Genomic DNA, 24,383 nt, shown 5'->3' on the forward strand with positions numbered 1-24,383 from the left:
CCGTTCAGCGGGTGGGGCGGCGGGGGCCCTCCGTGTCCGCCGTCATCGCCGGGCGCACCGGGCGGTAGCGGGCCAGCCAGGCGGCCAGTTCCTCGGCCGGCATGGGCCGGGCGTGGAACCAGCCCTGCGCCACGTCGCAGCCGGCCGCGTGGAGCAGCCGCCACGTCCGCTCGTCCTCCACGCCCTCGGCCACCACCCGCAGCCCCAAGGCCCCGGCCAGCTCGATCATCGACCGGACGATCGCCGCGTCGTCGGGGTCGTCGGCCATCCCGAGCACGAACGACCGGTCCACCTTCACCTCGGACAGCGGCAGCCGGCGCAGGTGCTGCAACGACGAGTAGCCGGTGCCGAAGTCGTCCAGCGCGATCCCCACCCCGATCCGGTGCAGCTGGGAGATGCTGGCCAGCACCCGCCGGGGGTCGGCCATCAGCGCCCCCTCGGTGATCTCCACCTGCAACCGGTCGGGATGCACGCCGTAGCGGGCGAGCCGGTCGGCGATCTGGTCGGCGATCTCCCCGGTGTGCAGGTCGCGAACGCTGACGTTCAGCGCGGCCCGCAGCGTGATCCCCGCCGCCGACCATTTCGCCAACTGCTCGACCACGTCGTCCACCACCCGCCGGGTGAGCAGCCGCATCACCGCGCTCTGCTCGGCGACCTGGATCAGCTCCCCGGGGTCGACCATGCCGCGGCGCGGGTGCCGCCAGCGCAGCAGCGCCTCGACCCCGACGACCTCCCCCGTGGCGATGGCGATCTGCGGTTGGTAGTACATGGTGATCTCGCCCGGGTCGTCGCCGTCGCCGCTGGCCCGGGCCGGCGCGGCGGGCCCGCCGGTCGGCTCCTCGGTGATCGTGCCGGCGGCGACCGGCGCGGGGCGGTCCGGCTCAGGTTCCGGCTGGGTGAGCGTCTCGTCGGGGGCCGGGTCGAGGCCGTTGGCGGCCGCGCGGGCGGCCCGCCGCCGGATCGGGTCGGCCCCGGTGACGATCCGGTTGATCAGCTCGTCATCGGGGCGGAGCTGCACCGGGTCACGCCGGCGCCGCAGCCGCCACCGCCCGGTGGCGGCCGTGCCGGCGTGGTCCGCCGCCCGCGTCGCCCCGGCGCCGTCGGCGCCCGGCCCGCCGGGCTCGGGCACGGCCGGGGCCAGCCGGCCGGTCGGGGCGAGGGCGGCGCCGTCCCCGCCGCGCACCCCGGCCGGCGCCGCGACGTCACCCGGGCGGTCGGCCGGGCCCGCCGGCCCCGATTCGAGTACGCGGCGCAGGTCGGCCAGGAGACTCAGCCGCTCGGCCGAGTTGTGGTCGGACTCGGCGGCGTAGACGGCGACGGTGTCGTTGCGGTGCTTGGCGTCGTACATCGCCACGTCGGCGTGGCGCATCAGGGTGGCGAAGTCCTCGCCGTGCTCGGGGAAGATGGCGATGCCGATCGAGCCGCCGACGTCCAGCGGCAGGCCGTCCAGGGAGACCGGCTCGGTGAGCGCGGCGGCCACCCGGTCCGCCAGGGCACGGGCCTCCTCGGTGCCGGTCAACCGCGGGAGCACGATGGCGAACTCGTCCCCGCCGAGCCGGGCGACGAGGTCGCCGTCGCGGACCACGTCAGTGAGCCGGGCGCTCACCTCGACCAGCAGCCGGTCCCCCACCGCGTGCCCGAGGGCGTCGTTGACGTGCTTGAACCGGTCCAGGTCGATGAGCAGCAGGGCGAGGTGCGGGTCGGGCTCTCCCCGGGCGGCCCGCTCGGCGTGCAGGTGCACCTGCTCGGCCACCTCGGCCAGCAGCGCCTTGCGGTTGGGCAGCCCGGTGAGCGGGTCGAGCGCGGCGAGCTGCTCCTGCTCGGTGGAGAGCCGGGCCATCCGGTAGACCGCGAACAGCGGCACCAGCACCAGCGGAATCAGCGCCGCGCTGGCCCGTGCGGCGGCGACCAGGACCGGGGCGAGCAGCAGCAGCGAGCCGGTGGAGAGCAGCTCGTACGCCAGGCCGAGCCGGACGCTGGGCCACCAGCGGCCCTCGAACCGCAGCCGGATCGCGCTGGTCACCAGGCCGTAGTTGACCGCGAACCAGGCGGCGGTGGCGCCACCGACGGCCGCGACGTCCGTCCAGTGCAGCCGGCCGCCGTCGAAGATGGCGCCCGGGCCGAGCCGGGTGACCCCGTACGCGGCGGCGAGGGCGCAGGCGTACTGGGCGGCGTTGAAGCCGGTACGCCACCCGGTGTGTCCCATCCGCCAGCCGGAGACGGCGACCGCCACCGCCTGCACGGCGACCGCCGGGCCCAGCCCCCAGCCGAGCAGGATGGCGAAGGTGAAGCAGGTGGACGGGAAGACCGCCGAGGACTGCCGGCGGCCGGGCGGCACGAACGGACGGGCGTCGCAGGCGACGGCGAGCGCCGCCATGGTCCAGAAGGCGGCCGGCAGGTCGGGCAGCCGGTCGGGCAGCCCGACCAGCGGGCCGGCCGAGAGGAGCACGGCGAGGACGAAGACCGCGGCGACGAAGCCGAAGAACGGCGTCACCCGCCCCGGTGGGACGGAGTTTCGCGGATCGGCCGCCGCCATCGCACCTCCCGGGATCGGCCGTGGCGTGCTCCGCTGACACGCCGTGCACCAATGAAACGCCCTCGGTACCGATTTCCCCGATACGACAGTCACGAATCGGTCGTAGTCGTAATTAAGTTGGTATGCGGTGCAGGCCCCACCCGAGCCGTCCGGGTCACTCCTCGGTGCGGGCAACCTCCCGGGCCGCGTCCGGGCCGGACTCCAGCAGCACCCGGAAGCCCGCCTCGTCCAGGACGGGCAGCTTGAGACTGGCCGCCTTGTCGGCCTTGGAGCCCGGGTTGTCACCGACCACCACGAAGCTGGTCTTCTTGGAGACCGAGCCGGTCACCTTGCCGCCCCGGCTCTGGATCGCCTCGGCGGCCTGGTCCCGACTGAACCCGGCGAGGGTGCCGGTCACCACCACGGTGAGCCCCTCCAGCGGGCGCGGCCCCTCGTCCACCGCCTCCTCGGCCATCCGTACGCCCGCCCGGTCCCACTTCTCGACGACCTCGCGGTGCCAGTCGACGGCGAACCACTCCTTGATGCTGGCGGCGATGGTGGGCCCCACACCGTCCACCGAGGACAGCTCCTCCTCGCTGGCCGCCTCGATCGCGTCCATCGAGCGGAAGTGCCGGGCGAGGGCCTGCGCCGCGGTGGGCCCGACGTGCCGGATGGAGAGCGCCACCAGCACCCGCCACAGGTCGCGTTCCTTGGCCACGGCGAGGTTGTCCAGCAGCTTGATGGCGTTGCTGCCCAGAGTGCCGTCCTTGTTGACGAAGAACGGCGAGCGGGCGAGCTGGTCGGCGTCGAGGGCGAACAGGTCGCCCTCGTCGGCGATGATCTGCGCGTCGAGCAGGGCGGCGGCGCCCTTGTAACCGAGGACCTCGATGTCGAAGGCGCCCCGGCCGGCCAGGTGGAAGACCCGCTCCCGCAGCTGCGCCGGGCAGCTGCGGGTGTTCGGGCAGCGGATGTCCACGTCGCCCTCCTTCGCCGGGGCGAGCGGCGTGCCGCAGGCCGGGCAGGAGGTGGGCATGACGAACGGCCGGGCGTCGGCGGGCCGCAGGTCGACCACCGGGCCGAGCACCTCGGGGATGACGTCGCCGGCCTTGCGCAGCACCACCGTGTCGCCGATCAGCACCCCCTTGCGCTCCACCTCGCGGGCGTTGTGCAGGGTGGCGAGGGCGACCGTGGAACCGGCCACCCGCACCGGTTCGAGGACGGCGAACGGGGTGACCCGGCCGGTGCGCCCGACGTTCACGTCGATGTCGAGCAGCTTGGTGGTCACCTCCTCCGGCGGGTACTTGAAGGCGATCGCCCAGCGCGGCGCCCGGCTGGTCGAGCCGAGCCGGCCCTGGATGGAGACCGGGTCGACCTTGACCACCACGCCGTCGATCTCGTGCTCGACGTCGTGCCGGTGCTCGGCGTAATAGGCGATGTATTCGGCGACGCCGGCCAGGTCCGGCACCACCCGGACCCGGTCGCTGGTCGGCAGCCCCCACGCCTGCAGCGCCGCGTACGACTCGGACTGCGCCGCCGGCTGGAAACCCCGGCGGGCGCCGATGCCGTGCACCACCAGGCGCAGCGGCCGGGAGGCGGTGATCCGCGGGTCCTTCTGCCGCAGGCTGCCGGCGGCGGCGTTGCGCGGGTTGGCGAACGGCGCCTTGCCCTGCTCGACCAGGCCGGCGTTGAGGTCGGCGAAGGCGGCGATCGGGAAGTAGATCTCGCCCCGGACCTCCAGCAGCTCCGGCACGTCGGGGAAGTCGTCGGAGGGGGTCAGCTTCGCCGGCACGTCCCTGATGCTGCGGACGTTGGCGGTGACGTCCTCGCCGGTGCGCCCGTCGCCCCGGGTGGCGGCCCGGACCAGCCGCCCGCGCTCGTAGGTGAGGTTGATCGCCAGGCCGTCGACCTTCAGCTCGCAGAGGTAAGGCACCGGGCCGCCGGCGTCCCGCTCGACCCGCTCGGCCCAGGCGGCCAGCTCCTCGTCGGCGAAGGCGTTGTCCAGCGAGAGCATCCGCTCCGCGTGGGTGACCGGGGTGAAGTCGGTGGAGAAGGTGCCACCGACCCGCTGGGTCGGCGAGTCCGGGGTGCGCAGCGCGGGGAACTCCGCCTCCAGCGCCTCCAGCTCACGCAGCTGCTTGTCGAACTCGGCGTCGGAGATGGTCGGCGCGTCGAGGACGTAGTAGCGGTACTGATGCTCGGTGAGCTCCTGGCTCAGCGTGGCGTGCCGCTCCCGCGCCTCCGGGGTCGGCTCGGCGCCCGCCGCCGCCTCCTGCTCGGCGCTGACCTGCTGGGGAACCGCTTCTTCGGACACCCTGCCGCCTTCGGACACCGCTGTCGACCTCCCGTGATCGTGCTCCGTTTCCTCTCATGATGCGTAGGTGAGCTCATGATTGGATGTCCTACCTTGCGGTGGGACGGTCCCGGTCTTCCCCGCGGTGGCGGTGCCGGGTTGACGTTTCACGGCCACCGGCCCCGCGAGCGGGGTCTTACGGTCGGCTCCGCGTCCGTTTCGCGTCTCCGGGCCACTCCCGGCGACGGTGGCCGCCAGGGCGGCCAGGTTCCGTGCGGCGTTGACGTCCCGGTCCAGGACGAGGCCGCACGTGGTGCAGGTGTAGGTGCGATCGGACAGGGCGAGTTTGGTTTTCACCGCGCCGCAGCCCGAGCAGGTCTTCGAGGACGGGTACCAGCGGTCGGCCACCACCAGCCGCCCGCCGTTCCACCCCGTCTTGTAGGCCAGTTGCCGCCGTAGTTCGGCGAACCCGGCGTCGGCGATGCGCCGGGCCAGCCGCCGGTTGGCGAGCATCCCGGCCACGTTGAGGTCTTCCACCACCAGCGTGCCGTACTCGCGGGTGAGCCGGGTGGTCAGCTTGTGCAGGCCGTCGCGGCGCAGATGAGCGACCCGCGCGTGCGCCCGGCCGAGCCGGGCGGACGCCCGTTCCCACCGCTTCGACGCACGTCGGCCGGTGCGCCGGTCAGGGCCGACCCGGCGAGCGGCGCGCCGGGCGAGACGCCGCATCCGGCGGGCGGCGGCGTCCAAATGGCGCGGGTTGGGCTCCACCTCACCGGTGGACAGCACCGCCAGATGCGTCACCCCCAGGTCGACACCGACCGTCGCATCCGGGCAGGCCGGCATACCCTGGGTGCGCTGCACCGCGCAGGTGAACGACACGTACCAGCGGCCACCATCGCGGCGCACCGTCGCCGACACGATCCGGGCGGTGCCCGCCTCCAGCCGGCGGGCGAGCTTACGAGCCGACTCGTGCAGCTTCAGCCGGCCCAGCCGAGGCAACACCACATGCCTGCGGTCCGGCTCCACGCGGATGGCCCCGGTGGTGAACCGCACCGACGGGGTCGACCGGCGCCGAGACTTGAACCGAGGGAACCCCACCCGGCGTCCGGCCCGCTTGCCGGTGCGGGAGTCGGACCAGTTCTCCAACGCGTCCAGGCCGGTGTTGAACGCCTCCTTCGAACACTCCGCCCACCACGGCGCCACATCGGACTTCGCCTGATTCCACGCTCTGCGCAGCGCCGGCAGCGACCAGCCCTGCGTCGGAGTCAGGCCCGCCTCGTCGATGCCGTAAGTGCGTTCGGCGGCCCGCTGATCCATGACCGCCTTGACCCGGGCAAGCGCCCAGTTGTGCGCCACCCGCGCCGCACCAGCATGAGCCAACACCACCCGCTCCTGCCGGGCCGTCAGGTCCAACGCGAACCGGTACGCCTGCACCACACTCAACCGCTCCCGGAACGCCACGCCCAGCACCATAACCACCCGGTCCGACATTCACCCGCAACCACCAACGCCCCCACGGCGCCGACCCGCCGACCGCCTGATCCCCCGTCACAATGCACCACCCACACCGCAAGCCACTCTTTCAAGTCACCAACACATACCAACGCCTACTCAACCGGCAACAGTTTGACACCCCCGCACGGTAGCGCCCGGGTCGGACAACCGTCCCGCCACCCGCCCTGACCAGGCTCGCCTGCTCCACCGCGCCCGGGCCGCGCGTTGGGCGCACCCCCACCGCGTCCCCGGGCCGGGCGCCCGCGGCCTCGACCCCGTCGCGCCGCCCGGCGGAGCGGCCGGGGGCGTGCGAGGATCGCCGGACGGCGGCGGGGTGCGCCCGCCGCAGGGCGAGAGGCAGGGGTACGGATGCCGGAGTGGGTGCCGTGGGCGGCGGCCGTCGTACTGGCCGTCGCGGCCGGCTGGCTGTGGAGCGAGTGGCGCCGCCGGGCCGCCGAACGCCGCTCCGCCCCCTCCGACGGCGGCCGGACCGGCACCCGTCCCGGTCGCGGCAGGAGCCGGTCGGGCGGCGCCGGCACCCGCCCCGGCGGCGCCGAGCGGTCCCGGGGTGGGACCGCCGCGCCGCCCCGGCCGCGCGGGGCGGACCGCCGGTCGGCCGCCGCGCCGCGGCCCGGCGAGATCTGGTGGGCCGACGTGCCGTACGCGGACGGCACCGGCTCGAAGGTGCGCCCCTGCCTGGTGCTGCGCGCCGGCGACGGGGGCGCCGACGTCCTCAAGATCACCAGTCAGGACAAGTCGGACCGCGACGACCACGTCCGCATCCCGACCCGGAGCTGGGACGCCGACGCCGACCACGACAGCTTCCTCGACGTCAGCGAGCCCATCCGCGTGCCCGTCAGCGCTTTCGAGGACCGCGCCGGCACCTGCGACCAGACCCTCTGGCGCCAGCTGCGCAAACTCCCTCACCTGACCACCTGACCCCCCACCCCCACCCACCCCGCCCGGGTGATCATGAAGTTGTTGCCACCGGCGCCGGCGTGTCGGGGCAACAACTTCATGATCGACGGCCCGTCCGGCCCGGCCCGGACGGGTGCGGGTGCGGGTACGGGTACGGGTGCGGGCGGCGAGGTCAGTCGTGGGGGGTGGCGAGGGTGGTGAGCTGGGCGGCGTACTCGATGCGGGTCGACCAGTCGGCGGGCCAGGCGGGCATGCCGTGGGCCGCGCCGACGAAGGCGCCGGCCAGGGCGGCGATCGAGTCGGAGTCACCGGCGGTGGTGGCGCCCCGCGCCAGCGCGCCGACCGGGTCGTCGGCGTGCCGGATGGCGCAGAGCAGCGCGGTGGCGAGCGCCTCCTCGGCGATCCAGCCCTCCCCGGTCAGCCGGCACGGGTCACCGCCGTCGTCGGGGCCGGCCAGCGCGGCGTCGAGGCGGGCGAGGGCGCGCAGGCACTCGTCCCAGCCCCGGGCGATGAACTCCGCCGGCGTCGCCACGCCCGGACGCTGCCAGAGGTCGCCGAGCCAGTCGGCCCGGTAGACCGCCCGCTGCTCACTGGCCCGGGCGGTCAGCAGCCCGGGCAGGTCGGGCAGCGTGGCGCCGTCGCGCAGCAGCCGGACCGCGTACGCGGTCAGCTCGCTGGCCGCCAGGCCGGTCGGGTGACCGTGGGTCAGGCCGGCCTGGAGCTGGGCCAGCCCGGCGAGCGTGTCCAGGTCGATGTCGAGGAGCCCGACGGGGGTGACCCGCATGTTCGCGCCGCAGCCCTTCGAATCGGCCACCGTCGCCTCCTGCCAGCGGGTGCCCAGCGACAGCTCGGCGCAGGCTCGCAGGCAGGTCATGCCGGGCGCGCGGTTGTTGTCCGGACTGACCGACCAGTCGACGAAGCGCTCCCGCAGCAGCGGCTCGACCGCCTCCGGCGTGAACGTGGGCGCGTCGTGCAGCGCCCACGCCACGGCCAGGGCCATCTGGGTGTCGTCGGTGACCAGGGCCGGGTCGCCGGCCAGCTCCCGGGGGCCGGCCGGGCCGTACCGGCGGACGATCTCGGCGACGGTGAGGAACTCGGTGGGCTTGCCCAGGGCGTCACCGTAGGCCAGACCGAAGAGCGAGCCGGAGGCCCGGTGGAGCGAGGTGTCGATCACGGTGGCGATCATGCACCGTGCCGGCAACCCCCGCCACCGCGGGCCGTGCGGCCCGTGCCGGTCAGTCCCAGCAGAGACAGAACGGGTGCCCGGCCGGGTCGGCGTAGACCCGGAAGCCATCGCCCTGGCCGGGCAACCGTCGGGCGCCCAGCGCCAGCGCCGCCTTCTCGGCGGTCTCGATGTCGTCGACGGTGACGTCGAGGTGGAACTGCTGGGGCCGCTCCGGGTCGGGCCAGGCCGGCGCGCGCAGGCCGGGTGCCCGCTGGAAGGCGAGCCGCGGCAGGTGGCCGGGTGGGCCGCCGAGCACTACCCAGTCGTCACCGTCGGAGTTGTCCTCGATCAGCGGCAGGCCGAGCAGCTCGGCGTAGAAGCCGGCCAGGGCCCGCGGGTCGGGGCAGTCGACCACCACGGAACGCAACTGTCCAATCATGCCGGTCATCCTGCCCCCCAGGTACGACGGAAAACCTCACTCCTCGTACAGCCGGCGGCCGGCGTCCCGGCAGGCGGTGAGAACCGCGCGGGCGTACCCCGGGGTGGCCCCGGCGAGGCCGCAGGCCGGGGTGACCACCACCTGCTCGGCGAGCCGGCGGCGGGGGAAGCCCAGCCGGTCCCAGAGCTGGCGTACCCGATCGGCGACCTGGGCCGAGGTCGGCGCGCGACCGGCGGACGGCGGCAGCGTGGGCGCGGCGCCGGCCAGCAGCCCGAGCCCGGCGTCGATCGCCTCCCCGAGCGGGTCCAGGTCGGTGACCAGGCCGAGGTCCAGCGCCACGCCGACCGCCCCGGCGGTACGGATCAGCTCCAGCGGAACGTCCGGGGCGCAGCAGTGCACCACGGTCGGCACCCCGGCCGCCTCGACGACCGTGTGCAGCAGCGTGCGGGCCACCTCGGACGCCACGGCCCGGTGGGTGCCGAAGCCGCTCTCGGTGGGCACCCGACCGGCCAGCACCGCCGGCAGGGACGGCTCGTCGAGCTGGAGCAGCACCGACGCGCGGGGCAGCCGGCGGCGGACCGCCTCGACGTGCCCGCGCAGCCCCTCGGCGAGCGAGCCGGTGAGGTCGCGCACCGCGCCCGGGTCGCGCAGCAGCCTGCCGCCGATCGGCAGCTCCAGCGCGGCGGCCAGGGTGAACGGGCCGGCAGCCTGCACCTTGACCGGTCCGGCGTACCCCTCGGCCTGCTCGGCGAGCTGATCCAGGTCGCGTTCCATCAGGTCACGGGCCCGGCGCAGGTCCCTGCCTGGGCGCGGGGCGATCCGCCAGCGGGCCGCGTACAGCTCGACCGGCAGCTCCACCAGCAGGCCACCGGTGCGGCCGATCAGGTCGGCGCCGGGACCCCGGGCGGGCAGCTCGGGCAGGTGCGGGAGGGCGGGCAGCTCACCGAGCACGATCCGCTGCGCCTCGGCGATGTCGGTGCCGGGCAGCGATCCGATGCCGGTCGCCGCCCCGGCGGGCCAGGGCCATGCGTGATCAGTCACGCGCGAAGACTATCGGCTGCGCCGGCCGCTACCCGACCGGACGCCGCCCCCTACCTGGTGACGGCCCCTGCCGGGTGGGTGGCCGGCGGGGTGGGCGCGGGCCAGTTCCGCAGCAGGGCGTCGAGCGCGTCGAGGGTCCGGGACCAGGTTTCCTGCGTGTCGGGGGCGCTGTGGCTGAACCCTCCCCCCATCTCCAGGCTGACGTAGCCGTGGAAGACGCTGCCCAGCAGCCGGACCGCGTGCGTCTGGTCCGGCTCCGTCAGGTCGTAGCCGCGCAGGATCGCCCGCGTCATCTGCGCGTGCCGGCCGCCGGCGCTGGCGGCCGCCGTCTCCGGGTCGAGCCTGAGCTGGGCGGCGGCGTAGCGGCCGGGATGCTCCCGGGCGTAGTCGCGGTAGACGTTGGCGAGGGCGGTCAGGGCGTCCTTGCCCGCCCGTCCGGCCAGCGCGTCGGAGGCCCGGGCGGCGAGTTCCGCCAGGGCGAGCAGGGCGATCCTGGTCTTGAGGTCCTGGGAGTTCTTCAGGTGCGAGTACAGACTCGCGACCGTGACGTCGAACCGCCGGGCGAGCGCCGAGACGGTCACCTGGTCGAAGCCGACCTCGTCGGCCAGCTCCGCTCCCGCCCGGGTCAGGCGTTCCGTGGTCAGTCCTGCGCGTGCCATGAACTCCCTCTCATTTGCCAGAACTGATTATGCGTTTGCCTAACATCTTTAGGCAAATTAGCCTGCCGTTCATGAAGCCGCTGACTGAGCCGGAGATCCGGGCCGCGTTCGTGAACTGCACCCAGGGCGAGGCGAAGCGCCTGTCCGTTCCCCGTGGCCTGGCCGACCAGCCCTGGGACGACCTGGACTACCTCGGGTGGCGGGACCCTCGGGCCCCCGACCGCGCCTACCTCGTCACCCAACTGGACGGTCGTCCCACGGCCCTCGCCCTGCGCAGCCCCAGCCCCGCCGCCCGGCAGCTGCGGCGCGGCATGTGCTCGATGTGCCTGACCAGCCATACCGGCGGCGTCTCCCTGATGGTCGCGCCGAAGGCGGGCAAGGCCGGACAGCAGGGCAACTCGGTCGGCACCTACATCTGCAGCGACCTCGCCTGCTCGCTGTACGTGCGGGGCAGGAAGGACGCGGGTGCCGGCGCACGGCTCCAGGAGTCACTCACCATGGAGGAGAAGATCCAGCGCACCGTGGCGAACGTCGCCGCGTTCGTCGCCAAGGTGACCGCGGGTGCGCTCAGCCGGTGATGGTGGCCGAACCCAGCACCACGTCCCCGGCCGGGTCCGGCCGGTACGCCACGATGGCCTGACCGGCGGCGACCCCGCGGACCGGGCGGCGCAGCTCGGCGGCGAGCCCGTCGGCGGTGACCTCGACGGTCGCGGGCACCACGTCGCCGTGCGCCCGCAGCTGCACCTCGCACTCGACCGGCGCGGTGGGCCGCTCGCCACCCGTCCAGACCGGCCGGCTCGCCCGCACCTCGGAGACCTCCAGGGCCTCGGCCGGGCCCACGGTCACCGTGTTGGTCTTCGGCGTGATGGAGAGCACGTAGCGGGGCCGGCCGTCCGGGGCCGGCCGGTCCAGGTGCAGCCCGCGCCGCTGGCCGATGGTGTAGGCGTACGCGCCGGTGTGGCTGCCGACCACCGCGCCGGTGACCGCGTCGACCACGTCGCCGGCGGTCTCGCCCAGCCGCTGCGCGAGGAAGCCACGGGTGTCGCCGTCGGCGATGAAGCAGATGTCGTGCGAGTCCGGCTTGTCGGCCACCGCGAGGCCGCGCCGGGCGGCCTCCGCGCGGACCTCGGCCTTGGTGGAGTCGCCGAGCGGGAACAACGACCGGTCCAGCTGCGCGCGGGTCAGCACCGCGAGGACGTACGACTGGTCCTTGGCCACGTCGACGCTGCGCCGCAGCAGGCCGTCGGCGTCGAGGCGGGCGTGGTGGCCGGTGACCACCGCGTCGAAGCCCAGGGCCACCGCCCGGTCCAGCACCGCGGCGAACTTGATCTTCTCGTTGCAGCGCAGGCAGGGATTCGGGGTACGACCGGCCGCGTACTCGGCGACGAAGTCGTCCACCACGTCGGAATGGAAGCGGTCGGCCATGTCCCAGACGTAGAACGGAATGCCGATCACGTCGGCGGCCCGCCGGGCGTCCCGGGAGTCCTCCAGAGTGCAGCAGCCCCGGGCGCCGGTCCGGTAGGTCTGCGGGTTGCGGGCCAACGCCAGGTGCACGCCCGTCACGTCGTGCCCGGCCTCCACCGCGCGCGCCGCCGCCACGGCCGAGTCCACCCCGCCCGACATCGCCGCCAGAACCCTCACCAGCCCACTCCCCTCGTTCCCATCGAGCGTAACCGGGTCAGCGGGGGGTACGGAGGGCGGCGGCGCGGCGGGCCCGGTCCACCGCGGCCGGCAGGGCGGCGATGAGGGCGTCCACGTCGGCGCGGGTGCTGGTGTGGCCGAGGGTGAAGCGCAGCGAGGAACGGGCCCGGTCGTCGTCGGCGCCCATCGCCAGCAGCACGTGCGACGGCTGGGCCACCCCGGCCGAGCAGGCCGAACCGGTCGAGCAGGCGATCCCCTGGGCGTCGAGGAGCAGCAGCAGCGCGTCGCCCTCGCAGCCGGGGAAGGAGAAGTGCGCGTTGCCGGGGAGGCGGTCGACCGGGCCACCGTTGAAGATCACCTCGGGCACCGCCCGCCGGACCCGCTCGACCAGCTCGTCGCGGAGCGCGGCGACCCGGGCGGCGTACTCCTGCTGGCCCTTCACCGCGGCCTCGACGGCCACCGCGAAGGCCACGATGCCGGCGGTGTCGAGGGTGCCGGAGCGCACATCCCGTTCCTGGCCGCCGCCGTGCAGCAGCGGGGTGGCGGCGACGTCCCGGGCCAGCAGCAGCGCGCCGACGCCGGCCGGCCCGCCGAGCTTGTGCCCGGTCACGGTGAGCGCGGCCACGCCGCTCGCGGCGAAGTCGACCGGCACCTGACCGACGGCCTGGATGGCGTCGGTGTGGAACGGCACGCCGTGCTCGGCGGCGACCGCCGCCAGCTCGGCCACCGGCTGCACGGTGCCCACCTCGTTGTTGGCCCACATGGCGGTGACCAGGGCCACCGCGTCGCCGTGCGCGGCCAGCTCCGCGCGGAGCCGCTCCGGGTCGAGCCGACCGGCGGCGTCGACCGGCAGCCAACCCACCTCGGCGCCCTCATGGCCGGCCAGCCAGTCCACCGCGTCCAGCACCGCGTGGTGTTCGACCGCGCTGGAGACCACCCGGGTCCGCTCGGCACGGGCGGCGCGACGGGCCCAGAAGATGCCCTTCACCGCGAGGTTGTCGCTCTCCGTACCGCCCCCGGTGAAGATCACCTCGGAGGGCCGGGCGCCGAGCGCGGCGGCCACCCGCTCGCGGGACTCCTCCACCCGCCGCCGGGCGCGCCGGCCCGCCGCGTGCAGCGAAGACGCGTTGCCGACCTCGCGGGCGGTGGCGACGTACGCCTCGAGTGCCTCGTCGAGCATCGGGGTCGTCGCCGCGTGATCCAGGTAAGCCATCACCGCTCAGCCTAACGGCCGACACCCGGCCCGCCGGATGCCGGAGTGCCGCTCGGCGTACGGGGGCGGCCGTCGCCGCGGTCGGGGTACTCGGCACGCTCGCCGTGGTGGCCGGGACAACCAGCTCCACCTGCACGTCGCGAATCTCCCGAAGGTTCCGGGGTACTACGAGGTCTGGCTGATCGATCCCAAAACGATGCAGATGTTCTCGGTCGGTACGCTGAGCAAGGGCTCGGGAGACGACCTGCTGCCGATGCCCCCGAACGTGGACCTCCGGACGTACTCGGTGGTCGACCTCTCCGCCGAGCAGTACGACAACAAGCCCGCCCACTCCGGCGACCGTTTGCTGAGGGGCACCCTGACGGGCTGATCGGCGGGCCGGCTCAGCTCCCCGGCCCGCCGATCAGCTCCCTTCCACCGCACGGAAGGGCCGCAACACACAAAGAGCCGCCGCCCGGAACCCCAGGCGGCGGCTCTTTCGTGACCGGGCAGGTCACTTGCGCTTGCGGATCTCCTCGGCGGCCTGCGGGAGGACCTTGAACAGGTCACCGACCACACCGAAGTCGGCCAGCTCGAAGATCGGGGCCTCGCCGTCCTTGTTCACGGCGACGATCGTCTTCGAGGTCTGCATACCGGCCCGGTGCTGGATCGCGCCGGAGATGCCCAGCGCGACGTAGAGCTGCGGGGAGACGGTCTTGCCGGTCTGGCCGACCTGGAACTGGTGCGGGTAGAAGCCGGAGTCGACGGCCGCGCGGGACGCGCCGACGGCGCCGCCGAGCAGGTCGGCCAGCTCCTCGACCAGCTTGAAGTTGTCGGCGTTGCCGACACCACGGCCACCGGAGACGACGACGGACGCCTCGGTGAGCTCGGGGCGGGAGCCCTTCTGCTCGGCGACCCGGTCGACGACCTTGGCCAGCTTGTCGGCGTCGGTGACGGCGACGGTGAGCTGCTCCACGGCCGGGGTGGCCGGGGCCGCGGTCGGGTTGACCGAGTTCGGCCGGACGGTGACCAGCGGCAGGCCCTTGGTGACCTTGGACTTGACGATGGTGGAGCCGGCGAAGGCGACCTGGGTCGCGGTGCCGTCGGCGTCGAGACCGACCACGTCGGTCAGGATGCCGTTGTCCAGTTTGACGGCCAGCCGGGCGGCGATCTCCTTGCCCTCCTGAGCGGAGGCGAGCAGCACGGCGGCCGGCTGCACCCGCTTGACCAGGTCGGCCAGCACGGTGGCCTTCGGGGCCACCAGGTAGCCGTCGATCTCCTCGCCCTCGGCGGCGTAGATCTTCTCCGCGCCGTACTCGCCGAGCTTGCCGCTCAGCGCGTCGGCGGCACCGGAGCCACCGAGCACCACCGCGCTGGGGGTGCCCAGCTCGCGGGCGAGGGTGAGCATCTCCAGGGTGACCTTCTTGACGCCGAATTCCTTGGTGGCTTCGACGACGACGAGAACCTCAGCCATGTCCAGACCTCTCACACGAACTTCTCGGTGGCGAGGAACTCGACCAGCTTGACGCCGCCCTCGCCCTCGTCGGTGATCTTGGCGCCGCCGGAGCGCGGCGGGCGCTTGGTGTGCTCCAGCACGGCGCTGGTCGCGCCGTCGAGGCCCACCTCGGACGGGGCGACGCCGAGGTCGCCCAGGGAGAGCGTCTGCACCGGCTTCTTCTTGGCGGCCATGATGCCCTTGAAGGACGGGTAGCGCGGCTCGTTGATGGTGTCCCAGACGGAGACCACGGCCGGGGTCGAGGCGGTGACCACCTCGTAGCCCTCCTCGGTCTGCCGCTCGACGGTCAGCGTGGCGCCGTCGACGGTGAGCTTGCGCGCGCCGGTGAGGGCGGCGACGCCCAGCCGCTCGGCGATCATGTGCGGCATGACCTGGACCCGGCCGTCGGTGGACTCGGCGCCGCAGATCACCAGGTCGGCGTTGAGCTGCCCGAGCGCGGCGGCCAGCACCTTCGAGGTGGCGACGGCGCAGGACCCGTGCAGGGCGTCGTCCACGACGTGCACGGCCTTGTCCGGGCCCATCGAGAGCGCCTTACGGATCGACTCGGTCGCCCGGTCCGGACCCATGGTCAGGACGGTGACCTCGCCGCCGTGCGCCTCCTTGATCTTCAACGCCTCTTCGATGGCGTACTCGTCCATCTCGTTGATGACGTTGTTCGCCGAACCGCGGTCGACGGTGTTGTCGTCAGGACGCAGGTTGCGGTCCGCGCCCGAATCAGGCACCTGCTTGACGAGTACGACGATGTTCATCGCGCTTCGACGACCCTCCTGTTTGGTGTAGCGATCACTCGCCCGGTCTCGGGCGCAGCCTCCCGCGTGACTTAACGGTCGGTCAACCGCGGGGTGCTGTGCAGTTGCCCACGGCGCAATGTTACCCGCAAGTAGCATCGCCCTCCCGGGGCCTCAGAGTGACACAGCTCACCGAGCATCGCGGCGCCGGGTAAACTCCCGATTCGGGAGGTGAGGCATATGTCGGAAATGAGTAGATTGCCGGATGTCGAACGGGCGACGCCCGCTCTGGACGCTGCCCGCCGGGCCTGCCGCCGGATGCTGCCCGACACCTACCGGTGCGCCTGCGGGCGGGTCCGCGACCGCTGCGTACGGGCCAGCGTCCGGGCGCTCTGGTCCCCCAACCGGGTCACGCCGGCTCGGCCAGCGCACCCCTGATCTTCTCGATCACCGTCGCCTCGGCCGGCGCCACCCCCCGGTGCACCCCGGCCACCCGGTCGGCCGCGGCCAGCACCACCGAGCGGTACGCCTCGACGTCACCCGGGGACTTCTCCCGCAGGATCTCCACCGCCCGGCCCAGCGCCGGCAGCACCAGCGACTCGATCTCCAGCGCGGAGTCCCGGGGCAACTGCGGCAACGGGCCGGTGGTGAGCGCCTCCTTCACCACCCCGCTGGCGTCCGCGAACGCACCGGACGCGGCCATGCTCTCCCGGACCATGGCCAGCATCCCGGGCTCCGCATTCGAGACCAGGAAGACGGCGCCGAACGCCCCCGTCCTGAGGGTCAGCTGTTCCTCCGCCGTCAACCGGTCCATGATCACGGAGTGTAGACGTACGGGGTCGTCGTGGTGACCGCTACGAGCCCGAGCCGCTCCAGGATCGGTCGGCTGTCCTCCGAGCAGTCCACCTGGAGCAGGGTCTTTCCGCGCTGCTCGGCCAGCCGCGCCCGGTACGCCACCAGCGCCCGGTAGATGCCCTTGCGGCGCCACTCCGGCAGCGTCGAGCCGCCCCAGAGGGTGCCGAAGCCGGTGTTGGCCGGGTAACGGATCCAACCGGCGCTGACCACCCTCTCCCCCGCCTCGGCCACCACGATCTTGATCGACTGCGGGTCGGCCTCGATCTCCTTCGCCAGCCCGGTCACCAGGTGGCTCCGGTCGCTGTGCCAGACCTCCTCCTCCATGGCGGCGATCCGCAGCAGGTCCTCGTGGGAGGTGACCTCGCGCAGGCGTACCCCGTCCGGCGGCACCGGGACGGCGCCGGCGAGGGCCGCGACCGGCCCGACCACGACGGTCTCCCGGTCCTCGGGGACGAAGCCGGCAGCGCGCAGCCGGTCGCCCAGGTCGGCCGGCTCGTCGTGGCCGTTGAGCTTCCACTCGACCGCCTCGCCGCGGGCCCGGAAGAACTCCACCTGCCGGGCGATCAGCGCGTCCAGCTCCGCGCCGGCCAGCCCGTCCAGCGTCCGGTAGGTGAGGAAGCCGCGCTGGTCCAGGCCCAGGATCCGGACCAGCGGGCCGTCCCGTTCGACGGTCACCCCGGCGGGCAGCGGATCCGGGATCTCCGGACGGAGCTGGGTGTCATAGGCGTCGCGCAGGGTCCGCGCGTCAAGATCGGTCATCCCCCCAGGCTATTCACCGGGCAAAGCGGATAATCGACGACGTGTGGGAGGCGATCAGGCGGTGGTTCGACCCGCGCGAGATGCGGGCGGTCGGCAGCAGGCCCGACTACCGCTTCTCGCTGGCCAACGAGCGGACCTTCCTGGCCTGGCTGCGTACCGGGCTGGCGCTGATCGCCGGCGGGCTGGCCGCCGCCCAGTTCCTGCCGCCGCTGCCCGTGGCCCACCTGCGCGAGGTGATCGCCGTCGCGCTGCTGCTGCTCGGCGCGGCTGTCGCCGTCCGGGCGGTGGACCACTGGGCGCGTACCGAGCGGGCCATCCGGCTCGGCGAGGAGCTGCCCGCGTCCCGCTTCCCGGCGGTGCTGGCCCTCTCCGTCGCCCTCGGCGCGCTGCTGCTGGTGATCGCGGTGCTGGCCCGGGCGCTCGGATGACCGGCGACCCCGGGCTCCAGCCGGAGCGGACCCGGCTGGCCTGGCGGCGCACCCTGCTGGCGTTCACCGCGGTCGCCGTGCTGCTGGTCCGGCTCGCGCTCACCGGCGACCTGACCGGCGCGCTGCTGGCCGGCGTAGCGGTGCTGGGTTGGCTGGGCACGCTGGCCCTGAACTGGCGTCGGGCCACCGGCGCCGGGCCGCGCCGGGCGCAGCGCTGGTCGTTCCCGCTGACCGCGCTGGCCGCCGCCGGGTTCGCCGTGCTCGGCGTGCTGATGGTGGTACGCGGGCTGCGCTGAACGGCATCGGTGGTCCATGATGTCCGACATGGTTCGCCTGTACGGGCTTCTCTTTCTGGCCGAGGTCGTGCTCGGCATCTGCGCGCTGATCAGCTGCCTCTCCGCCGAGGAGGGCGAGATCCGGGCGCTGCCCCGCATCGCCTGGGTGCTGATCATCCTGTTCTTCCCGCTGGTCGGGTCGATCGCCTGGTTCGTCGCCGGTCGCGAGGCGGGCGCGGGCCGCGCCCGGACCGCCTGGCCGATGGGGAACGGCTTCTCCGAGCGGGACCGTGTTCCCCGGCAGGTGGCGCCGGACGACGACCCGGCGTTCCTGTCGTCCCTCGGGGAGCGGTCCCGGCAGCAGGACCAGGAGCTCTTCCGCCGCTGGGAGGACGACCTGCGCCGCCGCGAGGACGACCTGCGCCGCCGGGAGACCGGGCAGGACCGCCCGGAGGTCTGAGCACCGGGTCCGTGCGCCGGCCGAGCAGAATCGACGGCGTGCAGATCTGCCTGCTCGGGCCGCTGGAGGTCCGCGCCGACTCCGGTACGCCGGTCGAGGTCGGCGGCGCGCAGGCCCTGGTGTCCCGGCTGCGCCGCGCCGCGCCCGGACTGCCGGTCGAGGCCCGGCCCGGCGGCTACCGGCTGGAGACGGCCGCGGAGGCGGTCCGGGTCACACTCGACGCTTGAGCGCCCGTACGGAGAGCGGGGCGAACACGGCGAGGATGACGGCGGCCCAGATCATCGCCTGGGCGGCCGGGCCGGCCACCGGACCGCCGACCAGCAGGCCGCGCAGCGCGTCGGCCAGGATGGTGACCGGGTTGACCTCGACCCAACGCTGCAACCACGACGGCATGGTCTCGGTCGGCACGAAGGCGTTGCTGGTGAAGGTCAGCGGGAAGATCACCATGAAGCCGAAGATCTGCACCTTGTCCGGCTCGCTGACCAGCACTCCGACCAGCACCGAGATCCACGACGCGGCCAGCGAGAAGGCGAGCAGCAGGGCGAAAGCGCCGAGCAGACCGGCCACCCCGTTGCCGAGCCGGAACCCGAGAATCGCGCCGACCCCGATCAGCAGCGACACCGACCACGCCTGCTTGACCGTGTCGGCGAGAATCCGCCCGGCCAGCGGCGACCAGCGGGCGATCGGCAGTGCGCGCAGCCGGTCGAACACACCCTTGGTCAGGTCGTTGTTCAGCCCGAAGCCGGTGGTCATGGTGGCGAAGAAGGCGTTCTGCACGATGATGCCGGGCAGCGCGAACTTGAGGTAGTCGCCCGGCGTGCCGGAGATTGCGCCGCCGAAGACGTACGTGAAGAGCAGCACGAACATCATCGGCTGGATGCTCAGGTCGAGCAGCTCCATCGGGTTGTGCTTGATCTGCACCAGGCTGCGCCAGGCCAGGGTGAGGGTGTGCCGCAGCCCGGCGGCGAGGCCCGGCCGGCGGGCCGGGGCCAGCGGGGCGGCGGTGAGGGTGGCTGTGGTCATCAGGATTGCGGCGCGCAGACCCCTGCGATCAGGCGGGGATAAGACGCCGCTCCCTCCCTTCCATGATCGTTTCACACAAGGCGGTGATAGACTGTGAGCTATGGGCGATGTGGTAAAGCGGGCCTACAAGTACCGCTTCTATCCGTCTCCTGAACAGGCAGAGCAGTTGAACCGGACGTTCGGGTGCGTCCGCCTGGTCTACAACCGGGCGTTGGAGGCGCGTACCCGCGCATGGGTGGTTGACCGGCAGCGCACGACGTACGTGCAGACCTCGGCGTGGCTGACCGAGTGGAAACGCGCCGACGGGCTGGCGTTCCTCAACGAGGTGTCGTCGGTGCCGTTGCAGCAGACGCTTCGGCACCTTCAGGCAGCGTTCGCCGGGTTCTGGGACAAGCGCTCCCGGTACCCGCGGTTCAAGGCCAAGCGCAAGTCGCGGGCGTCGGCGGAGTACACCCGGTCGGCGTTTCGGTGGCGGGACAATCAGCTCACCCTCGCCAAGATGGATACACCTCTGACCATTATCTGGTCCCGGCCTCTGCCCGAGGGCGCGCAGCCGTCCACCGTGACGGTGTCCCGAGACGCCGCCGGCCGCTGGTTCGTATCCCTGCTGGTGGAAGACCCGACCGTACAGCCCCTGCCAGCGATGGACACCGCGGTCGGGGTGGACGCCGGAATCACCAGCCTGGTAACCCTGTCCACCGGCGAGAAGATCGCCAACCCGAAACACGAACGCGCCGACCGGCGCAAGCTCGCGAGGGCCCAGCGGGAGTTGTCCCGCAAGGCGAAGGACTCCACGAACCGGGTCAAGGCCCAACTGAAGGTTGCCCGTATTCACGCCCGCATCGCGAACCGGCGGCGGGACCACCTGCACAAGCTGACCACTCGACTCGTCCGCGAGAACCAAACGGTCGTGATCGAAGACCTCAACGTGCGCACCATGCTCCGCAACCACCGACTGGCCCGCGCCATCTCCGACGCGGCGTGGTCCGACCTGCGGCGCATGCTGGAGTACAAGGCCGCCTGGTACCGGCGAACGGTTGTCGCTGTTGACCGCTGGTACCCGTCGTCCAAGACCTGCTCGGCGTGCGGCCGTCTCGACACGTCCATGTCGCTGTCGATCCGGTCGTGGGCGTGTGGCGGCTGCGGGGTAATCCACGACCGGGACGTGAACGCAGCCAGGAACATCCTCGCCGCCGGGCTGGCGGAGAGGTAAAACGCCTGTGGAGCTGACGTAAGACCTCACGGGAGTCCTCCCTACGGGCAGTCGGCGGTGAAACAGGAAGCCCCACGGGCGACCGTGGGAATCCCCTCCCCGGAGGGAGGGGAGGACGTCAAGTCGGGATCCTTTCCAATTCAACGTCGGAGCGGCCGTCCTGCTCGGCCCGGTGGCCGGTCAGGGAGAGGAAGACCTCGTCCAGGCTGGAGCCGCGCAGGGCCAGCTCGGCGACGGTGATCTCCGCCGCGTCGAGCCGGCGGACCACGGCGGGCAGCGTGCCCGGGTCGGTGACCGGCACCGAGACGGTGGTCTGGGCGACCTCCGGGGCGGCCCCGGTGACCTCGGCGGCGATCGCCACCACGGTCGACAGGTCGGCAGGGTCGGTCGGCCGGACGGCGAGGACCTGGCCGCCGGTGCGCGCCTTCAGCTCCTCCGGGGTGCCCTGGGCGATGACCCGGCCGTGGTCGACGACCGCGATCTCGCCGGCGAGCTGGTCGGCCTCCTCCAGGTACTGGGTGGTCAGCAGCACGGTCACCCCGTCGGCGACCAGGCCCCGGACGATGTCCCACAGCTCGTTGCGGCTGCGCGGGTCCAGCCCGGTGGTCGGCTCGTCGAGGAAGAGCACCTGCGGCCGGCCGACCAGGCTGGCGGCGAGGTCGAGGCGGCGGCGCATGCCGCCCGAGTAGGTCTTGGCCGCCCGGTCGGCGGCGTCGCTGAGCTGGAAGTCGGCGAGCAGTTGCCCGGCGCGGGCCCGGGCGTCGGCCCGGCTCAGCCCGAGCAGCCGGCCGATCAGCAGCAGGTTCTCGGTGCCGGTGAGCGTCTCGTCGACCGAGGCGTACTGGCCGGTGAGGCCGATCAGCTGGCGGACGCGGTGCGCGTCGCGGCGGACGTCGTACCCGCCCACGGTGGCGTGCCCCTCGTCGGCGGCGAGCAGGGTGGCGAGCACCCGGACCGCGGTGGTCTTGCCCGCCCCGTTCGGGCCGAGCAGACCGAAGACCGTCCCGGTGGGGACGGCGAGGTCGACTCCGGCGAGGGCGGTGGTCGCGCCGAAGCGGCGGACCAGTCCCTCCGCCTGGATCGCGTATGTCATCGGAACTCCCGTCGTATCGCTGGCCACCCCACGATGAGCGACGGCGCTGACGTTACGTCGACAGCCGCTGACATTCCGCTGATTTACCTGCTGGCAGAAAGGCACGACCGCCGCCGGTCACCCGGCGACGGCGGTCGGACGGTCGTGGTCAGGCCAGGTTCGACGAGCGGGGGTACGCGTCTGCGGGGTCGGTCAGCACGTTGACCAGGTACGGCACGCCGGCGTCGAACGCGCGGGTCAGGGCCGGGCCGAGGTCGGCGGCCTTCTCCACCGTCTCGCCCGCCCCGCCGAGCGCCTCGACGACCTTGTCGTAGCGCAGCCCGGGCTGGAGGTCGGCGGCCACGTCGTAGCCGTACATGGCCCGCATCGGGTGCTTCTCCAGGCCCCAGATGCCGTTGTTGCCGACCACGATGACCACCGGGAGCTGCTGCCGGGCCAGGGACTCGACGTCCATCAGTGAGAAGCCGGCCGCGCCGTCGCCCATCAGCACGCAGATCTGCCGGTCCGGGTGGCTGACCCGGGCCCCCATCGCGTAGCCCATGCCGGTGCCGAGGCAGCCGTACGGGCCGGGGTCGAGCCAGGTGCCGGGCTGCGCCGGCTCCAGGTACTTCCCGGCGTACGAGACGAAGTCGCCGCCGTCGCCGATGGTGATGGCATCCGGGGCGAGGACCTTGCGCAGCTCGCCGTAGATCCGGGCCGGCCGGATCGGGTCGGTCTCGGCGGCCATCTCCTCGGCGTCGCGGGTCTTCGCGGCGTCCTCGGCGACCCGGAGCTGGGCGATCCAGTCGGTGTGGTCGGCCCGGGCGCCGGCGTGCCCGGCGAACGCGGTGAGGATCAGCCGCAGGTCCCCGGCGGGGGCGGCGGCGGGCTGCACGTGCCCGGCGCGGTGGCTGGGCGCGTCGACGACGTGTACGACCTTGGCGTCGCCGAAGTCGCCGAAGCCGAGCCGGAAGTCCAGCGGGGTGCCGATGACCACGACCACGTCGGCGCCCTTGAGCGCGACCCGGCGGGCCTTGGCGAAGGCGAGCGGGTGGGTGGGGGGGAGCGCGCCGCGACCCATGCCGTTGGTGAAGACCGGCACTTCGAGGGCCTCGGCGGCGGCCCGGAGGGCGTCGATGGCGTCGCCCGCGTACACGTCGGAGCCGGCGATGATGACCGGTCGGCTGGCGCCCGCGATCAGGCCGGCGGCCTTCGCCACCTCGTCCGGGTCGGCCTCGATCGGGGCGACCGGGGCCACCGCCGGCAGCTCGGCGTCGCCGACGGAGAAGACCGCCTCCAGGGGGAAGTCGAGGAAGGCCGGGCCGCGGTGCGGGGTGAGCGCGGCGGTGAGGGCGGCGGTCACCGCGCGCGGGATGTCGTCGGCGCTGAACACCGTCTCGGCGTGCTTGGTGACCGGGGCGACCAGCGGCAGGTGGTCCATCTCCTGGAGGCTGCCGGAGCCCCAGCGGAACTGCGGTGCCCTGCCGCCGAGCACGAGCACCGGGGAGGCGTTGAAGAAGGCGCTGGTCAGGCCGGAGACGCCGTTGGTGACGCCGGGGCCGGCGGTGAGCACGGCGAGGCCGGGCCGGCGCTGGAGCTTGGCCACCGCCTCGGCGGCGAAGACGGCCGACTGCTCGTGCCGGACGTCGTAGATCGGGAAGCCGGTGGAGTGCGCGGCGTCGTAGAGCGGGAAGACGTGCCCGCCGGAGAGGGTGAACATCTCCCGTACACCGTGCGCGCGCAGCGCCGCGAGCGCCAGCTCTCCACCGTGGCCTTCGACCCGTTCCGTCATCGCCGCTTCCCTTCGTCACATGACCGGTGTCACACGTTACTGGCCGGTAGGCGGAATGTGAACCGTTCTCGGGTCGGCGGCGGGGTAAGCGCCGCCGACCCGGGCCGGTTCAGCGGCCGGTGAAGTCCGGCTTGCGCTTCTCGACGAAGGCGGCCATGCCCTCGCGCCGGTCGTCGGTGGCGAAGAGCGCCGCGAAGAGCTGACTCTCCCAGGCGAGGCCGGAGTTGAGGTCCATGTCCAAGCCGCCGTCCACGGCCAGCTTGGCCGCCCGCAGCGCCTGCACCGGGCCGGTCAGGTACGGCTTCACCAGCGCGACGGCCGCATCGTAGACCTCGGCGGCCGGGACCACCCGGTCGGCCAGGCCGATCCGCAGCGCCTCCTGCGCGTCGACCATCCGGCCGGACATGATCAGGTCCTTGGCGCGGGCCGGCCCGACCAGGCGGGCCAGCCGCTGGGTGCCGCCCGCGCCGGGGATGATGCCGAGCTTGATCTCCGGCTGGCCGAGCTTGGCGTCCTCGGCCACGATCCGCCAGTCGCAGGCCAGCGCCAGCTCGCAGCCGCCACCGAGGGCGTACCCGGTGATGGCGGCGACCACCGGCTTGGGGATCCGGGCGATCGCGCCGAGCGCGCTGGACAGGTCGGCGGCCCGGTCTGCCATGTCCACGTAGGACATGTCGGCCATCTCCTTGATGTCCGCGCCGGCGGCGAAGACCTTCTCCCCGCCGTACACGATGACCGCGCGGACCTCCGGGTCGGCGGTGGCGGCGGCCGCGGCGGCGCGCAACTCCTCCTGCACCTGGGTGTTGAGCGCGTTCATCGGCGGCCGCTCCAGCCGGATGGTGCCGATGCCGTCCTTGGTTTCCAGCCGAACGAACTCGCCCACGCTGCCCTCACTTCCTCGTCGAAGT

The 24,383-nt window shown here is 73.3% G+C and carries 25 protein-coding genes; 8 read left to right on the forward strand and 17 right to left on the reverse strand.

The window, feature by feature from the left end; all coding sequences use genetic code 11:
- Positions 1-4 precede the first annotated feature (4 nt).
- The 3 genes from OG799_RS21690 to tnpB all read right to left on the reverse strand — a co-directional run bounded on the left by OG799_RS21690 (position 5) and on the right by tnpB (position 6,266).
- A complete protein-coding gene (locus OG799_RS21690) occupies positions 5-2,536 on the reverse strand; it encodes a putative bifunctional diguanylate cyclase/phosphodiesterase (RefSeq protein ID WP_406036967.1) in 2,532 nt (843 codons plus the stop codon).
- A gap of 154 nt (positions 2,537-2,690) precedes the next feature.
- Positions 2,691-4,826, reverse strand: a complete 2,136-nt coding sequence (ligA, locus tag OG799_RS21695; protein WP_406036968.1) for an NAD-dependent DNA ligase LigA — start codon at positions 4,824-4,826, stop codon at positions 2,691-2,693.
- A gap of 54 nt (positions 4,827-4,880) precedes the next feature.
- The gene (gene tnpB, locus OG799_RS21700) at positions 4,881-6,266 is read right to left on the reverse strand and encodes an IS607 family element RNA-guided endonuclease TnpB (RefSeq protein WP_406036969.1); all 1,386 of its coding nucleotides are present in this window, start codon (positions 6,264-6,266) and stop codon (positions 4,881-4,883) included.
- 402 nt (positions 6,267-6,668) lie between these two features.
- Here tnpB and OG799_RS21705 point away from each other — a divergent pair, with 402 nt between their 5' ends.
- Complete coding sequence (locus OG799_RS21705) at positions 6,669-7,238, forward strand: type II toxin-antitoxin system PemK/MazF family toxin (RefSeq protein WP_406036970.1); 570 nt, start codon at positions 6,669-6,671, stop codon at positions 7,236-7,238.
- 151 nt (positions 7,239-7,389) lie between these two features.
- Here OG799_RS21705 and OG799_RS21710 read toward each other — a convergent pair whose 3' ends face one another.
- From OG799_RS21710 to OG799_RS21725, 4 genes are read right to left on the reverse strand one after another with little or no spacing between them, the layout of a single operon-like run.
- Positions 7,390-8,403 (reverse strand): ADP-ribosylglycohydrolase family protein, encoded by a 1,014-nt coding sequence (locus OG799_RS21710; RefSeq protein WP_406036971.1) that lies wholly within the window; start codon positions 8,401-8,403, stop codon positions 7,390-7,392.
- Positions 8,404-8,452: 49 nt separating this feature from the next.
- A complete protein-coding gene (locus tag OG799_RS21715) occupies positions 8,453-8,821 on the reverse strand; it encodes a VOC family protein (protein ID WP_406036972.1) in 369 nt (122 codons plus the stop codon).
- Between the two features lie 36 nt (positions 8,822-8,857).
- Positions 8,858-9,862, reverse strand: coding sequence for a methionine synthase (locus OG799_RS21720; protein ID WP_406036973.1), 1,005 nt, complete (start codon positions 9,860-9,862; stop codon positions 8,858-8,860).
- A gap of 50 nt (positions 9,863-9,912) precedes the next feature.
- Entirely contained in the window at positions 9,913-10,521 is a 609-nt protein-coding gene (locus OG799_RS21725) for a TetR/AcrR family transcriptional regulator (RefSeq protein ID WP_406036974.1), read from the reverse strand.
- 71 nt (positions 10,522-10,592) lie between these two features.
- On the opposite strand from OG799_RS21725, the gene OG799_RS21730 reads away from it, so the two are divergent.
- Entirely contained in the window at positions 10,593-11,099 is a 507-nt protein-coding gene (locus tag OG799_RS21730) for an FBP domain-containing protein (protein ID WP_406036975.1), read from the forward strand.
- On the opposite strand, the gene mnmA is transcribed toward OG799_RS21730, so the two are convergent.
- Positions 11,089-12,162, reverse strand: coding sequence for a tRNA 2-thiouridine(34) synthase MnmA (gene mnmA, locus OG799_RS21735; protein WP_406036976.1), 1,074 nt, complete (start codon positions 12,160-12,162; stop codon positions 11,089-11,091). The genes OG799_RS21730 and mnmA overlap by 11 nt on opposite strands.
- A 37-nt stretch (positions 12,163-12,199) precedes the next feature.
- Positions 12,200-13,375, reverse strand: a complete 1,176-nt coding sequence (locus tag OG799_RS21740) for a cysteine desulfurase family protein (RefSeq protein WP_406036977.1) — start codon at positions 13,373-13,375, stop codon at positions 12,200-12,202.
- 37 nt (positions 13,376-13,412) lie between these two features.
- Between OG799_RS21740 and OG799_RS21745 the strand changes: the two genes are divergently transcribed.
- On the forward strand, positions 13,413-13,745 hold the full coding sequence (locus OG799_RS21745; protein ID WP_406036978.1) for an anti-sigma factor: 333 nt from the start codon (positions 13,413-13,415) through the stop codon (positions 13,743-13,745).
- A 123-nt stretch (positions 13,746-13,868) separates the two neighbouring features.
- On the opposite strand, the gene OG799_RS21750 is transcribed toward OG799_RS21745, so the two are convergent.
- The 4 genes from OG799_RS21750 to OG799_RS21765 all read right to left on the reverse strand — a co-directional run bounded on the left by OG799_RS21750 (position 13,869) and on the right by OG799_RS21765 (position 17,212).
- Positions 13,869-14,828: an electron transfer flavoprotein subunit alpha/FixB family protein gene (locus OG799_RS21750; protein WP_406036979.1), complete on the reverse strand. Its 960-nt coding sequence runs from the start codon at positions 14,826-14,828 to the stop codon at positions 13,869-13,871.
- Between the two features lie 11 nt (positions 14,829-14,839).
- Positions 14,840-15,619 (reverse strand): electron transfer flavoprotein subunit beta/FixA family protein, encoded by a 780-nt coding sequence (locus OG799_RS21755; RefSeq protein ID WP_406036980.1) that lies wholly within the window; start codon positions 15,617-15,619, stop codon positions 14,840-14,842.
- A gap of 388 nt (positions 15,620-16,007) precedes the next feature.
- The gene (locus OG799_RS21760) at positions 16,008-16,412 is read right to left on the reverse strand and encodes a hypothetical protein (protein WP_406036981.1); all 405 of its coding nucleotides are present in this window, start codon (positions 16,410-16,412) and stop codon (positions 16,008-16,010) included.
- Between the two features lie 2 nt (positions 16,413-16,414).
- Complete coding sequence (locus OG799_RS21765; protein WP_406036982.1) at positions 16,415-17,212, reverse strand: GNAT family N-acetyltransferase; 798 nt, start codon at positions 17,210-17,212, stop codon at positions 16,415-16,417.
- Between the two features lie 41 nt (positions 17,213-17,253).
- Here OG799_RS21765 and OG799_RS21770 point away from each other — a divergent pair, with 41 nt between their 5' ends.
- Genes OG799_RS21770 through OG799_RS21785 form a run of 4 tightly spaced genes read left to right on the forward strand, consistent with a single transcriptional unit; the run spans position 17,254 to position 18,602 of the window.
- Complete coding sequence (locus tag OG799_RS21770; RefSeq protein WP_406036983.1) at positions 17,254-17,640, forward strand: YidH family protein; 387 nt, start codon at positions 17,254-17,256, stop codon at positions 17,638-17,640.
- Positions 17,637-17,936 carry a DUF202 domain-containing protein gene (locus tag OG799_RS21775; RefSeq protein ID WP_406036984.1) on the forward strand — a complete coding sequence of 100 codons (300 nt, stop codon included), beginning with the start codon at positions 17,637-17,639 and terminating at the stop codon, positions 17,934-17,936. The genes OG799_RS21770 and OG799_RS21775 overlap by 4 nt, the downstream gene beginning before the upstream one ends.
- A gap of 28 nt (positions 17,937-17,964) precedes the next feature.
- Positions 17,965-18,375, forward strand: coding sequence for a PLDc N-terminal domain-containing protein (locus OG799_RS21780; RefSeq protein WP_406036985.1), 411 nt, complete (start codon positions 17,965-17,967; stop codon positions 18,373-18,375).
- 38 nt (positions 18,376-18,413) lie between these two features.
- Positions 18,414-18,602: a hypothetical protein gene (locus OG799_RS21785; protein ID WP_406036986.1), complete on the forward strand. Its 189-nt coding sequence runs from the start codon at positions 18,414-18,416 to the stop codon at positions 18,600-18,602.
- Here the strand turns inward: OG799_RS21785 and OG799_RS21790 are convergent.
- Positions 18,586-19,398, reverse strand: coding sequence for an ABC transporter permease (locus tag OG799_RS21790; protein WP_406036987.1), 813 nt, complete (start codon positions 19,396-19,398; stop codon positions 18,586-18,588). The two genes, OG799_RS21785 and OG799_RS21790, sit on opposite strands and share 17 nt — an antisense overlap.
- A gap of 100 nt (positions 19,399-19,498) precedes the next feature.
- On the opposite strand from OG799_RS21790, the gene OG799_RS21795 reads away from it, so the two are divergent.
- Positions 19,499-20,611 carry an RNA-guided endonuclease InsQ/TnpB family protein gene (locus tag OG799_RS21795; RefSeq protein ID WP_406036988.1) on the forward strand — a complete coding sequence of 371 codons (1,113 nt, stop codon included), beginning with the start codon at positions 19,499-19,501 and terminating at the stop codon, positions 20,609-20,611.
- 118 nt (positions 20,612-20,729) lie between these two features.
- Here the strand turns inward: OG799_RS21795 and OG799_RS21800 are convergent, their stop codons facing one another.
- From OG799_RS21800 to OG799_RS21810, 3 genes are all read right to left on the reverse strand, one after another.
- The gene (locus tag OG799_RS21800; protein ID WP_406036989.1) at positions 20,730-21,704 is read right to left on the reverse strand and encodes an ATP-binding cassette domain-containing protein; all 975 of its coding nucleotides are present in this window, start codon (positions 21,702-21,704) and stop codon (positions 20,730-20,732) included.
- 148 nt (positions 21,705-21,852) lie between these two features.
- Positions 21,853-23,475, reverse strand: coding sequence for an acetolactate synthase (locus tag OG799_RS21805; RefSeq protein ID WP_406036990.1), 1,623 nt, complete (start codon positions 23,473-23,475; stop codon positions 21,853-21,855).
- A gap of 109 nt (positions 23,476-23,584) precedes the next feature.
- Positions 23,585-24,358 carry an enoyl-CoA hydratase-related protein gene (locus OG799_RS21810; RefSeq protein ID WP_406036991.1) on the reverse strand — a complete coding sequence of 258 codons (774 nt, stop codon included), beginning with the start codon at positions 24,356-24,358 and terminating at the stop codon, positions 23,585-23,587.
- Between the last annotated feature and the right edge of the window lie 25 nt (positions 24,359-24,383).

Source organism: Micromonospora sp. NBC_00898 (assembly GCF_045207895.1).
In the GTDB taxonomy this organism is placed as follows: domain Bacteria; phylum Actinomycetota; class Actinomycetes; order Mycobacteriales; family Micromonosporaceae; genus Micromonospora.